This window comes from Phyllobacterium sp. NPDC097923 (assembly GCF_044760925.1).
GTDB lineage: Bacteria > Pseudomonadota > Alphaproteobacteria > Rhizobiales > Rhizobiaceae > Phyllobacterium > Phyllobacterium calauticae.
The window spans coordinates 983,986-997,998 of sequence record NZ_JBIWBL010000001.1 but is presented as its reverse complement, the minus strand read 5'-3'; the positions used below and the strand labels follow the sequence as shown (position 1 = coordinate 997,998).

General features: G+C 62.3%; 12 protein-coding genes. 1 reads left to right on the top strand and 11 read right to left on the bottom strand.

Translation table 11 applies throughout. From position 1 onward, the window contains the following. Positions 1-84: 84 nt before the first annotated feature. On the bottom strand, positions 85-1,620 hold the full coding sequence (locus tag ACIQWS_RS05005) for a Do family serine endopeptidase (protein ID WP_403171021.1): 1,536 nt from the start codon (positions 1,618-1,620) through the stop codon (positions 85-87). A gap of 185 nt (positions 1,621-1,805) precedes the next feature. On the opposite strand from ACIQWS_RS05005, the gene ACIQWS_RS05000 reads away from it, so the two are divergent. Then, positions 1,806-2,672, top strand: coding sequence for an MBL fold metallo-hydrolase (locus ACIQWS_RS05000; RefSeq protein ID WP_403171019.1), 867 nt, complete (start codon positions 1,806-1,808; stop codon positions 2,670-2,672). 10 nt (positions 2,673-2,682) lie between these two features. Here ACIQWS_RS05000 and ACIQWS_RS04995 read toward each other — a convergent pair whose 3' ends face one another. From ACIQWS_RS04995 to ACIQWS_RS04950, 10 genes are all read right to left on the bottom strand, one after another. Next, positions 2,683-3,162, bottom strand: coding sequence for a cytochrome c-type biogenesis protein (locus ACIQWS_RS04995; protein WP_403171014.1), 480 nt, complete (start codon positions 3,160-3,162; stop codon positions 2,683-2,685). Continuing rightward, positions 3,159-5,153 (bottom strand): heme lyase CcmF/NrfE family subunit, encoded by a 1,995-nt coding sequence (locus tag ACIQWS_RS04990; protein WP_403171010.1) that lies wholly within the window; start codon positions 5,151-5,153, stop codon positions 3,159-3,161. Before ACIQWS_RS04990 ends, ACIQWS_RS04995 begins: the two co-directional genes overlap by 4 nt. Then, positions 5,150-5,596, bottom strand: coding sequence for a cytochrome c maturation protein CcmE (gene ccmE / locus ACIQWS_RS04985; protein WP_346307418.1), 447 nt, complete (start codon positions 5,594-5,596; stop codon positions 5,150-5,152). Before ccmE ends, ACIQWS_RS04990 begins: the two co-directional genes overlap by 4 nt. Then, entirely contained in the window at positions 5,596-6,774 is a 1,179-nt protein-coding gene (ccmI, locus tag ACIQWS_RS04980) for a c-type cytochrome biogenesis protein CcmI (protein ID WP_403177498.1), read from the bottom strand. The genes ccmE and ccmI overlap by 1 nt, the downstream gene beginning before the upstream one ends. 98 nt (positions 6,775-6,872) lie before the next feature. Continuing rightward, entirely contained in the window at positions 6,873-7,310 is a 438-nt protein-coding gene (locus ACIQWS_RS04975) for a hypothetical protein (protein ID WP_288194122.1), read from the bottom strand. An 88-nt stretch (positions 7,311-7,398) separates the two neighbouring features. After that, positions 7,399-8,742 carry an ATP-binding protein gene (locus ACIQWS_RS04970; RefSeq protein ID WP_223612369.1) on the bottom strand — a complete coding sequence of 448 codons (1,344 nt, stop codon included), beginning with the start codon at positions 8,740-8,742 and terminating at the stop codon, positions 7,399-7,401. Between the two features lie 79 nt (positions 8,743-8,821). After that, positions 8,822-9,493: a response regulator transcription factor gene (locus tag ACIQWS_RS04965; RefSeq protein WP_403171002.1), complete on the bottom strand. Its 672-nt coding sequence runs from the start codon at positions 9,491-9,493 to the stop codon at positions 8,822-8,824. Positions 9,494-9,545: 52 nt separating this feature from the next. Continuing rightward, a complete protein-coding gene (locus tag ACIQWS_RS04960) occupies positions 9,546-9,845 on the bottom strand; it encodes a hypothetical protein (protein WP_374042749.1) in 300 nt (99 codons plus the stop codon). A 99-nt stretch (positions 9,846-9,944) separates the two neighbouring features. Further along, positions 9,945-10,163: a hypothetical protein gene (locus ACIQWS_RS04955; RefSeq protein WP_223611376.1), complete on the bottom strand. Its 219-nt coding sequence runs from the start codon at positions 10,161-10,163 to the stop codon at positions 9,945-9,947. A gap of 28 nt (positions 10,164-10,191) precedes the next feature. Then, a complete protein-coding gene (locus ACIQWS_RS04950) occupies positions 10,192-14,013 on the bottom strand; it encodes a glycoside hydrolase/phage tail family protein (protein ID WP_403170995.1) in 3,822 nt (1,273 codons plus the stop codon).

The following is a 14,013-nucleotide window of genomic DNA, read 5'->3' as shown; positions in this document are numbered from 1 at the left end:
CAGATCTGTCGACAATCTGCTGCCCTTTGCTTTGGCGCTAACGGGGGGACAGGTGCAGCGCCGCTGCAATCCTATCCGGACCGCTTAGCCCTGGTTGATGGGCAGGGCCACGAACCGCGACTGGTCGTTGGTCTGCACCTGCAGGAGAACGGCCTTGCGTCCGCTCTTCGTCGCTTCGGCAATCGCCGCATCGATGTCGGAGCCGCTCTTGACCGGCTTGTTGTTGACCGAGACGATGATGTCGCCGGTGGTGATGCCCTTGTCGGCGGCATCGCCGGAGCGATCCACATCGGTCACCACGACACCCTTGCCATCGTCGGAAGGAACAACCGTCAGGCCGTAGTCATCCAACACCGAAGCCGGATCCTGATGCTTGCCGCCGCTGTCCTTGTTCGAGGCCTGCTTGTCATCGCCGGGCATCGACTTGATCGACACATTGAGCGACTTGGCCTCGCCCTTGCGCCAGACGGTCAGCTCGGCATCCTTGCCCGGATTGATCGCGGCAATCTTCTTGGCCAGATCGCGCGGATCGGAGACCGTATCGCCATTGACGGCGGTGATCACGTCGCCCGACTGGATACCGGCCTTGGCAGCGGGCCCATCGGACTGCGGTTCGGCAACCAGCGCACCCTTCTCTTCGGAAAGGCCAAGCGATTCGGCGATTTCCTTGCTGACCGGCTGTATCTGCACACCGATCCAGCCACGGGACACGGTGCCGGTCTTGATCAACTGGTCGACGACCATCTTGGCCGTCGTCGACGGGATGGCGAAGGCGATGCCGACGCTGCCGCCCGACGGCGAGTAGATCGCGGTGTTGATGCCGACGACTTCACCGTTCAGGTTGAAAGCCGGACCGCCGGAATTGCCCTTGTTGACGGCCGCATCGATCTGCAGGAAGTCATCATAAGGACCGGCGCCGATATCGCGGCCGCGGGCCGAAATGATACCGGCCGTCACCGTGCCGCCGAGACCGAAGGGATTGCCGACCGCAACGACCCACTGGCCGACACGCATCTTGTTGTCATCGCCGAAGGACACGTAGGTGAACTTGCGCTTGTCGTCGACCTTGAGAACGGCGAGATCGGTCCGCTTGTCCTTGCCGATCAGCTTTGCATCGAGTTCGGTGCCGTCATTGAGAACAACCGTATAGGTACTGCCGTCTTCGACCACATGGTCATTGGTGACGAGATAGCCATCCTCCGAAATGAAGAAGCCGGAGCCCTGCGCGGTGGGACGCATGCGGTCCGGACGGTTCTGGTGATCGCGCTGACCTTTGCGCGGCTGCATGCCGCGCTGGCCGTTCGGGCCGCCGAATTCATAGAAGAAGCGCTTGAGCGGATGATTGTCGGGAAGCTGGTCGAAGCCGGGAATGCCCGAACCGTCATCGGCGGTCTGCTGGACGGAGCTCTTCACCCGGACACTGACAACAGCGGGGCTCACCTTTTCAACAACATCGGCAAAGCCGGGCTGCTGCGCGCCGTCTACACGCACGGCTTCAGCCTGCGCAGGCACAACGGCAGCGAGCGGGCCTGTGGCCAGCAGTCCCCCGGCGAGCGCCGAGGCGAGCAGCGCGGCAGCAATGCCCTTGCGGTATGTGGAGGACGTACGATTGTTAGACATAAAACTTTCTCCTTGGACGCCCGATCGGAAATCCGACCGTTTAATAACCAACAGTGATACAGATAAGAACGTTACGCCGCCATTTCCGCAACATGACAAATTTGTAAGATAATTTTCTGGCGCTGCGATTCGTCAGCCACTGGAGGATAGCCCATATGCCATCAATGCCGCCGCTCGGATCCACAATGCGTACGCACCAGCCCTATCCGGGCGTTTATGCATTTTACGATGGCAGGATAGACGGCGCGCGCGCCTATTCCGCCGATCCGAACTGGCTGGATGACGGAGCCTATACGCTTGGCCTGTGTTCCTACGCCATCGTTTCCGGCGAGGAAGCTCTGGTTTATGACACCAGTATTTCAAACCAGCATGCGGCGCTGATCCGCAACACGCTGCAGGAGGCAGGCGTGCGGCACATCCGCGTGGTGCTCAGCCACTGGCATGTGGATCATGTGGCGGGCAATGCGGTGTTTGCCGATTGCGAGATCATCGCCAATGACCTGACGGCCAAGGCGCTCACCGACAACAGGGAACGGCTGGAGAACGGCACGCCGCCCATCCGGCCGCTGGTCATGCCCAACAGCATCTTCACGGGCGAGCGCGACCTGAAGATCGGCGACATCGCGGTGCAGCTGCGCCACGTGGATATTCACAGCCACGACGGCACAGTGATGATCCTGCCGCATCTGAAGCTGCTGTTTGCCGGCGACGCGCTTGAGGAGCCGATCACCTATGTGGCGGAACCGAACCGGCTGGAAAACCACCTGCTCGATCTGGAACGGATTTCAACCTGGGATATCGAAAAAATCCTGCCCAATCACGGCGCGGAGAATGTGATCGTGGCCGGCGGCTACGGGCCGGAACTGATTGCCGCCACGGGGCGCTATGTCAGCAAGCTGATGCGCCTGCGCAACGAGCCGGAACTGGCTGGCGATGACCTGCAGGCGTTTACCGCGGACGATTTCCGTTCGGGCGTGCTGACCTATTACGCACCCTACGAGCCGGTCCACAGGCAGAATGTGGAATCGGTCATCGGCGCGCATCGCACATAGCGGTTGCGGATCAATCGTTGGAAGCAGCCAGGAGTTTCTTGATCTGCTTCTTTTCGCTGTCGGACAGCGGCGGCGTTTCCAGAGGAGAACGGCGCCGGCGGCGAATCGAAACCACGATGGCGATTGCACCGGCAACCAGCGCCACGACGGGAAAGCCCCACAGCAGGATCGTGCTCAGCATCAGGCGCGGCTTCAACAGGACGAATTCGCCGTAGCGGGCGACGATGAAATCGAGCACCTGCTCGTCCGTATCGCCTGCCGTCAGCCGTTCACGCACCAGCACGCGCAAATCCCTGGCCAGGTCCGCGTTGGAATCATCGATCGACTGGTTCTGGCACACCATGCAGCGCAGCTCGGTGGAGAGGGTGCGCGCCCGCGTCTCCAGTGCCGGGTTGGCCAGCATCTCGTCGGGCGAGACGGCGCGTGCGCCGGTCGCTGTGAAGCTCAGGGCCGTCAGCAACAGCAAAACCGCGGCGAGCACGCGTCTCATGCCACGGCTCCCCTCGCCCGCTGCGGCTTGGCAGCTTTTGCCTTGCCGGGTGCGCCGACCCGCAGGCGCCGGTCGGCCAGGGACATGGCACCGCCCGCCATCATCACCAGCGCGCCGAGCCAGATCAGCGTGACATAGGGTTTCCACCAGACGCGCACGACCATGCCGCCATCCGGCGTGGCGTCGCCCAGCGAGACATAGAGCTGGCTGAAGAGGAATGTCTTGATGCCCGCCTCGGTGGTCTGCATCTTGCGCACGGGGTAGAAGCGCTTGGACGACATCATCGTGTCCACCTCCCGCGCCGCGCTGTCGAGGATGGTGAACTTGCCCTGATCCTCGGTGAAATTCGAATCCTTGACCGGATCGATGCGGTCAAAGCGCAGCGTGTAATCGGCCACCCGGACGGTCTGGCCCGGCTTCATCACCGTCACATCTTCCGTGGCAAACGTCGAGACGACAACGATGCCCAGGAGGGTGACGCCAAGGCCGAAATGCGCGAAGGCGGTGCCGAACACCGATTTCGGCAAGCCGGCCAGCCGCCGCAGCATGACGCTGACGGGCACCTTGCCAAAACCGGCTTTCAGGGAAAGATCGGTAAGTGCGCCCAGCATCAGCCAGAACGCCAGGCCGATGCCGAACGCCGAGAAGACCGCCGCGCCCGAGGTCTTGTAGAGAACCACGGCCACCACCAGCAGGGCGAGGAAGAATGCCATCATCAGCCGCTGGGCGACGCCAAGGATATCACCGCGCTTCCATGCCAGCAGCGGCCCGAACGGCACGGCGGCGAGCAGCGGGATCATCAGCGGACCAAAGGTCATGTTGAAAAACGGCGGCCCGACGGAAATCTTTTCGCCGGTCAATGTTTCCAGGAGCAGCGGATAGAGCGTGCCGATCAGTACCGTTGCGGTCGCCGTCGTCAGGAAGAGGTTGTTGAACACCAGCGCCCCTTCCCGCGAAATCGGCTGGAACAGCCCGCCCGGCGCGAGCGTCTGGGCACGGCGCGCGAACAGCGCCAGCGATCCGCCGATGAAAAGCACGAGAATGGCAAGAATGAACAGGCCGCGGCCCGGATCGGTGGCGAAGGTATGCACCGAAGTGAGGACACCCGAGCGGACGAGGAAGGTGCCGAGCAGCGACAGGGAGAAGGTCAGGATGGCGAGCAGCACCGTCCAGATTTTCAGGGCCGAGCGCTTTTCCATCACCAGGGCCGAGTGCAGCAGCGCCGTTCCCGCCAGCCAAGGCATGAACGAGGCGTTTTCAACCGGGTCCCAGAACCACCAGCCGCCCCAGCCAAGCTCGTAATAGGCCCAGTAGGAACCCATGGCGATGCCGCCGGTCAGGAACATCCAGGCCGTCAGCGTCCATGGCCGCACCCAGCGCGCCCAGGCGGCGTCGATACGCCCGTCGATGAGCGCTGCCACGGCAAAGGAGAAGCAGACGGAAAAGCCGACATAGCCGAGGTAAAGCAGTGGCGGATGGATGGCGAGACCAATGTCCTGCAGGATCGGGTTGAGGTCCTGCCCTTCGATCGGTGCAGGACTGGTACGTGTGAACGGATTGGATGTGGCAACGATGAACAGCAGGAAGGCCGAGCCGATCCAGGCCTGCACACCCAGCACATTGGCTTTGAGCGAAGGCGGCAGATTGTTGCCGAAAAAGGCAACCAGCGCGCTGAAGAACGTCAGGATGAGTACCCACAGCAGCATGGAGCCTTCATGATTGCCCCAGACGCCGGTGATCTTGTACAGCATCGGCTTTTGCGAATGCGAGTTCTCCCAGACATTCTGCAGGGAGAAATCCGACACGACGTAGGCGGATGTCAGTGCGACAAAGGCAAGTGCGATCAGGGCAAAGACCGTGAAGGCAGCGGGAACGGCAACGGCCATCATGCGGTCATCATTACGCCGCGCACCCCACACGGGCACCACAGCCTGCACGATGGACAAGGCGAGCGCCAGAACCAGTGCGAAATGTCCGAGCTCAACGGTCATGGCTGCTTGTTCTCCCCCTGCCAGACGCCCTTGGCCTTCAGACTGTCGGCAACTTCCTTGGGCATATAGTTTTCATCATGCTTGGCAAGCACGCTGTCCGCCTGAAACGCACCGCCCGGCGCAAACGTGCCCTCGATCACCACGCCCTGATCCTCACGGAAGAGATCGGGAAGGATACCGTCATAGGTCACGGGAACGCTCTTGATGTGATCGGTGACGGCAAAGGTGATCCGTGTGCCCGTGCCGCGCACCACGCTGCCCTTTTCAACCAGGCCGCCCAGCCGGAACCGCGATTCCGACTGCAGGTCCGCAGCGGCGATATCCGACGGCATGCGGAAAAATGCGATCCGCTGCTGCAGCGCAAACAGCACCAGGCCGGCCGCGCAGGCCAGCACCACCAGGGCGCCGCCGATCACCGAAAGCCGTTTCTGCTTGCGCGTCATTATTTCTTCTCCCGCGGCGTGTCGCCGGGCTGTTCCACCAGGCCCAGATCATCGGCGACTGCGTCGAGACGCGCAACCTTGTCGGCGCTCAACACTTTGCGAGCATTTGCCAGCGCTTCCAGCGCATCGTTGGGGCGGTTGAGAACCACATAGGACCGGACCAGCTTTTCCCAGCCCTCGACATCGTCGGGCGATTGCTTGAGTTTTTCGGCAAGGCTGGAGACCATGCCCTCGATCATGGCGGCGCGATCCTGCACATTCATCCCGGCCGCCGCCTCGACCTGCGACGCATCGGGACCTGTCGCCCTGTCGATGTCGCTGACATCGGGCGCATCGCCGGCGATCTCCTTGTCGAGCCGTGTCAAAGCCGCCTGCGCCTCGTCGCGCCACGGCACGTCGCTGGGTGCATCGACCAGCAGCTTGCGGATCAGGTCGCGCGATTCAACCAGCTTGCCCTGCTGCATCCAGCCGTTGATGATGAAGAACTGCGGGCGCATATCGCCGGGATTGAGCGTGAGCGCCCGGTTGAAACTGGCTTCTGCCTCGAGCGTCATCGTGCCGCCCGCTACGGCGCTCAACGCTTCGCCCAGACCCATTTGGCGCGGACCGCTGTCGCCGTTCAGGCGGATGGCATTGCGGTAGGCGGTCACCGCATCGGCGGGGCGTCCCGTGCGCAGGTATATCGGCGCCAGCACTTCCCATCCCTGCCCGTCATCGGGATTGAGGGTGAGATGCGCTTCGGCACGGGCAATCAGCTCGGCGGGTGTCGCCTGATCCGCCGGACGGGACAGGCGCTCGGCCAGAGGCTGCGCAGGCAGATCCGGCGAGCCGGTCTTGGCATAAATGCTCCATGAAAGCAGCGGGATGGCCAGCACGGTCACCAGCGTCAGCCATTCGCGGGTGGCGCTCTTCTGCGGGCGATAGACCGTTTTGTCGGCTTCGGCGGCGGCAGCCGACTTCAGCAGACGCCGGCTGATTTCAGCGCGCGCCTGTTCGCTGCTGGCAGCATCGATGATGCCGCGCTTCTCATCAGCCTCCAGCTCCCGCAACTGGTCACGGTAAACCTCGACATCATATGTGTTGTCCGACACGCTTGTTTTGACGCGGCGTGTCAGCGGCAATAGCACCACGAGCGTTGCGATAACGGTCAACAGTGCGGCAGAAATCCAGAAAACCATGCGTTGAGACATAGTCTGCAAGCGCCGTAAAATCCAAATGGATTTCACGGCTAGGGCAATTCGCCGCAAAGCGGGCAAATGATCGGGCTATGGAAGCGTCAGATCAGCGGCGTCCAGCTGCCGTCTTCGTTGCGGCAGGCCGTCCCGCGTGACGTCTGCGGCGTTCCGTCGATGCGGATGGTGTGGGTATACTGGCGGCAGTTCTGCGAGCCGACCTGGTATGGCTGCGCCGCCACCACTTCACCGCTGCGGCTGCCCGAACTGTTCTTCCAGTCGACAGCCTTGCCGGCAGGCGAATATTCCAGCGCCTGATATTCGGCCTGAAGCGCGCTCTTGCGGTCAGCCGGATCGAGCGAAGCCGCCAGACGGCTGCCGAGCAGGCCATTGCCGAGCGGCGCAAGCACGCCCGATGTCGCCGGCTGGGACGATTTGCCGGTCAGGCGGGCAAAGGTGCCTCCACCCTTGGCGCCGGACGTGGTCGAGCACGCGGAGAGAAGAAGAACGGCAATAAGCGAAAGAGCAATCTGGGATTTCATCATGGGTCCGTTTTTACGGGGCCTCGCAACAAAGGCAATAGCTGGCAATTACTTATGACCCGATTGGGTGTGCCGTTGCAAGCGCCATTCAGTCGCCGGCCACCGGAAGCGTGATCCGCGCGCGCAAACCGCCGAGGTCCTCGCTGCGTTCCAGGCGCAGCGTTCCGCCGTATTCGCGCACGGTGTCATGGACGATGGACAGCCCGAGGCCGGTTCCCGGCTTGCTCTCATCCAGGCGTTTTCCGCGCGTCAGTGCATCCTTGATCTGGCCGGGCGCGAGACCCGGACCGTCATCCTCGACGCTGATATCGAATGCATTGTCCATGGTTTCCCGATTGGCGGCCGACACTGTAAGCCGGATAGCGCTGCGTCCCCATTTCCCGGCATTTTCCAGAAGATTGCCGACTATTTCCTCAAGGTCTTCCTGCTCGCCTGCAAACACGGCATCGGGCATTCTGTTGTCGAAGCGCATGTCCATGCCCGGATTGAGCTTGGCGGTGACACGCACCAGACGCGTCAGGATCGGGGTGACGGACGCGCGAAAGACCACGCTGTCGCGCTGCGCCGCCACGCGGGCCCGCTGCAGATAGTGCTGAATCTGCACCTGCATGGCCGCGCTTTGTTCGGCAACGATCTTGCCCTTTACACCGCCAATCGTCCGGCTTTCATTGGCCAGAACCGACAGGGGTGTTTTCAGGGAATGGGCGAGATTGCCCACCTGCGTGCGCGAGCGCTCCATGATGCGCCGGTTGTTTTCGATCAGCGCATTCATTTCACGCGCCAGCGGCGCAATCTCGATGGGCAGGTCCTCGTCAAGCCGCGAAACCTTGCCCTCGCGGATATCGGCGAGCGAACGGCGCACGCGGTCAAGCGGGCGCAAGCCGAACAGGATGACCGCCGCATTGATCAGCGTTCCGGCAATGCCGAAAACGCCGAGATAGAAATAGAGCGTGTTGCGGAAATCGGCGATTTCGCCTTCCAGCTCGCTCAGATTGCCCATCACACGAAACCGGGCGACGCGGTTTTCCGCATCCAGCACCACTTCCGTCTCGACGATGGAGAGTTGTTCGCCCTTCAGGCCGGGTTCCGTATAGGAGCGCTGGAACGAGGTGTCGAAGGGAACCATCAGGGTTGACGGGGAATCAATACTCTTTCCGCCCAGCGAGATCGACCGCAGCGACCCCTTGAGATTGTCCGCTACCGGATCGACAGACCAGTACCAGCCGGAAAACGGGCTGGAATAGCGCACTTCGCCGGGGTCCGGCCGTCCGACCAGCGTGCCGTCATTCACGCTGACGGAAGCGATGACGCTGAACAGATGCGCCGAAAGCAGCTGCTGGAAGCTGTGCTGGCGCGCTTCGCCATAGAGCGCCGAAATGATGGTGGCGATGGCAACGAAGGATACGATGGTCCACAGCGTCGAGAAGAGGATGACGCGCAGGGAAAGTGACCGGACATTGGGGAGGTAGCGGGTCAGCCGTATGATCACGCGTGTGCCCTGCTCCTGCCCGTCAGGCCTTGTTGTCCTGGGATTTGATACGATAGCCCATGCCGCGGATGGTTTCGATCAGATCGATACCCATTTTCTTGCGCAGACGCCCGACAAACACTTCAATCGTGTTCGAATCGCGGTCGAAATCCTGATCGTAGAGGTGCTCCACCAGTTCGGTGCGCGAAACGACCTCGTCCATGTGGTGCATGAGATAGGACAACAGGCGGAATTCGTGCGAGGTCAGCTTCAGCGTTGTGCCGTTAACCGCCGCCTTCGACGTCTTGGTATCAAGGCGTAGCGAACCGCAGGTGATTTCCGACGAGGCATGCCCCGCCGCCCGGCGAATCAGCGCGCGCAGGCGCGCCAGCACTTCCTCGATGTGAAACGGCTTGGCGACGTAGTCATCGGCCCCGGCATCGATACCGGCCACCTTGTCGCTCCAGCGGTCGCGTGCCGTCAGCAACAGCACGGGCATAATGCGCCCGTCGCGCCGCCACTTCTCGAGCACCGTCAGCCCGTCCATCTGCGGCAGGCCGATATCGAGGATCACCGCGTCGTAGGGTTCCGTATCGCCGAGAAAATGCCCCTCTTCGCCGTCGAAGGCGTGATCCACCACATAGCCGGCTTCGGTCGTAGCCTCGACCAGCTGGCGATTCAGATCACGGTCATCTTCAACGATGAGTATTCTCATGCACAACTTTCCCCGCCGGACAGGCTGAACAACAGATCAAACGGCATCCGGTTCAGTTCGCTGGAACCGCAACCTCGACGCGGCGCGGACGTTCACCATCCTTGCCGGGAATGAGCACCACGACCACGCAAACCTCGCGGCCGTTCTGCGTCTGCGAGGTGGCGCGCGCCAGGGTGCCTCCCTGGGACTGGGCCACCTGCTGGCCGACCTGCGAGCAGTCGGCTGCAGCCAGCTGAAGCAACGCACCGTTCTGCGATGCATCGGGTGCAATCGGAACAGCCCCGGCATGAAGCACGCCGGATGCTGAAATCAGGGCCGCTAGGGGCAAGGAGAAAAGTGTGTGTTTCATCATGGCGCTATTATTATCAATCGCAGTCTGAACGATGCATGAACAGTTGGACGTGGCGTGAGCCTTTGATAACAGGTTTGCCACAGGTCACGTCTTTTAACATCATATTTCTTTACGTGAAATGAGCGCCGTTGCACTCAACCGGCCAAAAAGCGCGGCGATGCCGCTGAGCGCCGTCAGAAACTGCATGATGGTATCGGCAAGCCGGGCCTCGAGGTCATGATCCAGCGACACGTTGAAGAAGCTTGAACAGGACAGGACGATCGTTGCGATTGCTGCCCAGATGGTCTTTGACAGGTACCATTGTTTTTCATTGGTCATAATCAATTCCTTTTGAAACAGTTTGATTTTAAAGGGTTTTTGTCTGCGTATCAAAAATGGCTCGGGCGTATCTGCCCGCACCGGCAGCACTGGAAATCATGGCAACGCTGAAATCGACTGCGCTTGCAAGACTGCCGAAATCCGCCAGGCGCAGCGCCGCCGGATAAAGCCATTCCGGTCGCGCAACCTCGGCTGACCGGATCAATTTGCCGCTGCTCCGTATTTCGATCCGATAGGCCTCGCGCTCCTCACCCAACGGAATTTCCGCAGCCAGCCAGCTGTCCGCATCGATGCGCCCGCGCCGTATCCAGGCAATATGCAGATTGCCCTGCTCATCTGCCCTGCCGCTGAGGTGGACAGGTTCGAGCGGCTCGAGCGCCCGGGTGCCTCCGGTCATTGTCACCGTGCTGAAATAGCGGTCGGAAAAATCCTGGCCCGCCGCACCAATGCGCCAGCGCAGGGCCAAGCCCGTTTCCCGAGCTTTCAATCCCGCCGGCATCACCGCACCGTCCAGAAGGATGAAGGGCGTACCCTTTTCCCGTGGCTGCAGCGCCTCCCGTTCGGTTCCGCATTGCCCGCGCAGCAGGCCGGACAGACGCCACCGGTCGGCAGCAACCTCCTCGGCGTGGAGGAATTGCAGGATTTCCCATTGACCGTCGGGGGATGCCAGAAGCGCCGAATTCGCCCCGTTGAAGAGCTGTGGCAGCGTGGTGGAACGCAGCTCGCCAAAGTCAAGATCGACCTCCAGACCGGCATTGCCGAGCAGGCGGCCGCTGACACCGCCCGGCAGCGTTTGCGCCAGCCTGCCCATCACCGCCCGCTCCGGCAGCGCGGCCCGCGCCTCAAAACCGGTGTCTTCCGGCGAGGCGTGAACGGATGCGCCCGCCCATGGCCTGGCAAAGGCGGCAACCCGCAATTGATCAAGCGGATTTTCAGCACCCGGCCACATCGGCAGATCGCACAGATGAAAACGCGGACGGCCGAACACCGTCGTTGCCCCCTCCGTTGAAGCGGGCAATCCCGCCCTGTCCGCATGCCGCACATGCCGGGGCAGGCCTTTTGCCTCGACCCGGCGGGTTGCCCCGTCTTCAATGGAGGTGACGAGATAATCCTTGACTGGCATGGAGCCATCCAGCCGTATGCGGCTGCCCACCTTCAATGCGGCATGTTTCCATGGCAATTCGAACGATATGGTCCGCCGGGCGGCACGGCGTGCCTGCAGCCAGTCCTCCGCCAAGCATTTGACCTGACCGGCCTCAAGCATGGCCGCAACGGCGAGATTTTCGTTTCCCTTGCCGTCCGGCCTGCCGGCGGATGCCATCGCCACCTGATAGTCGAGCATCGGATCGCGATAGGCGATTTCGACCCGGGCGGGCTGCTCCATGATTTCGTGCAGTTTCCGCTGCACCGGCCCCCTGTCATCGGGCTCGACGCATTCATCGATCAGCGCGGTTTGCGCGGGAACACGCGCCGCGCTTTGAAACACCAGCGTCGCACCGTCTTCGAAGGCGTTGATACCAAACACCTCCAGCAGCGGCTCAAGGACCGACCGGGCATGTGCGGGCTCTTCGACGATCAAACCGCTGACAAAGCCATCGGCCGCACTCGCATCCACCCCGGCAAGACCGAAATCGGCGAGAACAGCGCCAATCAGCTCATCGAGCGCAACCCCGGAAAGCCTGCCGTTCAGCCAATGCCCCGAGGTCCAGTTGTCGCCATCGGACCAGAGCTTGCGGTTGAGGGGAAATTCAGGAAACGGCCTCGTATCCCAGGCCCAGACATAGACGCGGCTCGTGTTCAGCATGGCGCCGCCATGGCTGCGCCAATGGTCTAGATGGGCACGCAGAAAACGGTTCTGCGCGAGGTCGCTGCGGCCGTGATCGGAAAAATACGGAAACGCCCCCTCGGAGGATTTGGCATCGGGAAAGACATTGGGCTGATTGGGGCCCTTGTCGACCGCCGGACAGCCCAGTTCCGTCTGCCAGACCGGCTTACCCATTGGCTGCCACGCCGTGGCATTGGCGCTCTCGACGCCGCCCTTGCGGTTGTAATGCGGGTTTTTCCACCAGGCCTCGATGTCCTTGTAGCGGTAGACCCAAGGCTTGCCCGAGCCGTCGGTGATCGGCGTGCGCCGCCGCGCGGTTCGATCCGCATCTGTTGCATAGTACCAGTCAAAGCCCTCGCCGGCGGCAATCTGGCTTTGCAGCGCCGCTAGGTCATAGGGGCCGGAAAAACCGTTGGCGCCCGAGGCGCTGTAGTCCTCGTCGCGCCAGTCGCTGAGCGGCATGTAATTGTCGATCCCGACCGCACCGATGGCCGGATGCGCCCAGAGCGGATCAAGATGGAAAAAGGCGTCGTTCGATCCGTCCTGCGGGTGATGACCGAAATATTCGGTCCAGTCCGCGCCGTAGGTCAAAATACAGCCACTGCCGAGCACGGTGCGGACATCGTCCGCCAGCGTGCACAGGCCGGAGACAAAGGGAAAACTGTCACCCGTTCCCCTGATACCCGTCAGACCGCACAGCTCCGAGCCGAGAAGAAACGCATCCACACCGCCGGCGCAAACGGCAAGATGCGCCAGATGCAGGATGAAACGCCGATACCCCCAGTCATCGCCCTCACCGTGATAGATCACCGATCCGTCATCGGTTCCGAACGAGCGGATTTCGGCGGCCCCCAGGAAAGCGGCGACCTCGGCGGCCGCCGCAGCCGTGCCGTTGCTGCTGCCCGGCCGATAGGGCGCGGGGTGACAACTGATGCGGCCGCGCCACGGATAGGCCGCCTGCCGGGCGCCGCCATGGGGATCGGGCAATGTGTTATCGGCGGCGATATCAAGCATCAGGAACGGATAAAGCGTCACTTTCAGGCCCCGCGCCTTCGCCGCGCGGATCGCCTCGGTCACGCTGCGATCCGACGGCGTACCGCCATAGGCAGCACAATCGCCGCTGCGCGACATCAGATGGGCCTCGTCGCGGGCGACATCGCCGGCACGCCATGCCTCGCTTTCGTCATAGCCCTCGCGGTCCATCACGCCCGGCCGGATGCGGCAATGGCCAGCGCGCAGATCCGTGCCGAACCACGGCACGACAATGGCAACGTTTTCCAGGCTCGGACAAAGCGCCTGCAGTTCGTCGAGCGAAGCCTGCCAGTCGGTTGCGCCGCGCAGGCAATTGCGGTTCAGGCCGCGCGTTTCGCCGGCTGCGGGCTCGCAGGTGACCGGCGTCGGTGACAGGCCGAATTCGGTGGCCCCGGGAATGAGCGCGACCGCCTTGAGATCGCGGGCAAGCGTACCGATGGCGCGCACCACCTCGAACTGGAATTGCGGTATGCGGTTGCCATACATCTCAAGCGGAAACCGTTCGAACACCACATAGGCGGTGTTGCGATAGGCCGGCGCGTTGCCGGTTCCCTGTTTCGCCTCGATCAGCGGGTCGGACAATTGTGACGCACCGCCCTTGTGAACGCGCAGGGTCAATGCATTCTGGTCCACTTCCCTGCCGTCGGCCCAGATCCGCCTGACAAGGCTGATTTCGCCCTCCGCCAGGGCAATGGCAAAATTGCCGACATAGGAATACTCCGTCACCTTCGGTCCGCCCTTGGCACCGGTCCGGCGCCTGGACTTCACCTCCTCGAAGCGGGTCGCCCAGATCAGGGTGCCGGTCAACCGCACCGAGCCGTAGACTTTCGGCAAGGCGGCCCCTTCCTCGGCGGTCATCGGCTTCATGGCAGCCAGCCGGGGACCCTCGATTGGCTTTGTGCCGGAGAAAGCCCGATCAATCAGATAGGCGCCCAGCGAAGTTACGGCACTGCCGATATAGGCTCCGACTCCTTGAAGAATAAGCGTGGCCAT

What these genes read in the sequence shown, in the direction of transcription:
- ACIQWS_RS04950 (WP_403170995.1), bottom strand. Translation starts at nt 14,013, where the DNA reads ATGGCCACGCTTATTCTTCAAGGAGTCGGAGCCTATATCGGCAGTGCC.
- ccmE (WP_346307418.1), bottom strand. Translation starts at nt 5,596, where the DNA reads ATGACGCGCAAGCAGAAACGGCTTTCGGTGATCGGCGGCGCCCTGGTG.
- ACIQWS_RS04955 (WP_223611376.1), bottom strand. Translation starts at nt 10,163, where the DNA reads ATGACCAATGAAAAACAATGGTACCTGTCAAAGACCATCTGGGCAGCA.
- ACIQWS_RS04990 (WP_403171010.1), bottom strand. Translation starts at nt 5,153, where the DNA reads ATGACCGTTGAGCTCGGACATTTCGCACTGGTTCTGGCGCTCGCCTTG.
- ACIQWS_RS04965 (WP_403171002.1), bottom strand. Translation starts at nt 9,493, where the DNA reads ATGAGAATACTCATCGTTGAAGATGACCGTGATCTGAATCGCCAGCTG.
- ACIQWS_RS04995 (WP_403171014.1), bottom strand. Translation starts at nt 3,162, where the DNA reads ATGAGACGCGTGCTCGCCGCGGTTTTGCTGTTGCTGACGGCCCTGAGC.
- ACIQWS_RS05005 (WP_403171021.1), bottom strand. Translation starts at nt 1,620, where the DNA reads ATGTCTAACAATCGTACGTCCTCCACATACCGCAAGGGCATTGCTGCC.
- ACIQWS_RS05000 (WP_403171019.1), top strand. Translation starts at nt 1,806, where the DNA reads ATGCGTACGCACCAGCCCTATCCGGGCGTTTATGCATTTTACGATGGC.
- ACIQWS_RS04975 (WP_288194122.1), bottom strand. Translation starts at nt 7,310, where the DNA reads ATGAAATCCCAGATTGCTCTTTCGCTTATTGCCGTTCTTCTTCTCTCC.
- ccmI (WP_403177498.1), bottom strand. Translation starts at nt 6,774, where the DNA reads ATGGTTTTCTGGATTTCTGCCGCACTGTTGACCGTTATCGCAACGCTC.
- ACIQWS_RS04960 (WP_374042749.1), bottom strand. Translation starts at nt 9,845, where the DNA reads ATGATGAAACACACACTTTTCTCCTTGCCCCTAGCGGCCCTGATTTCA.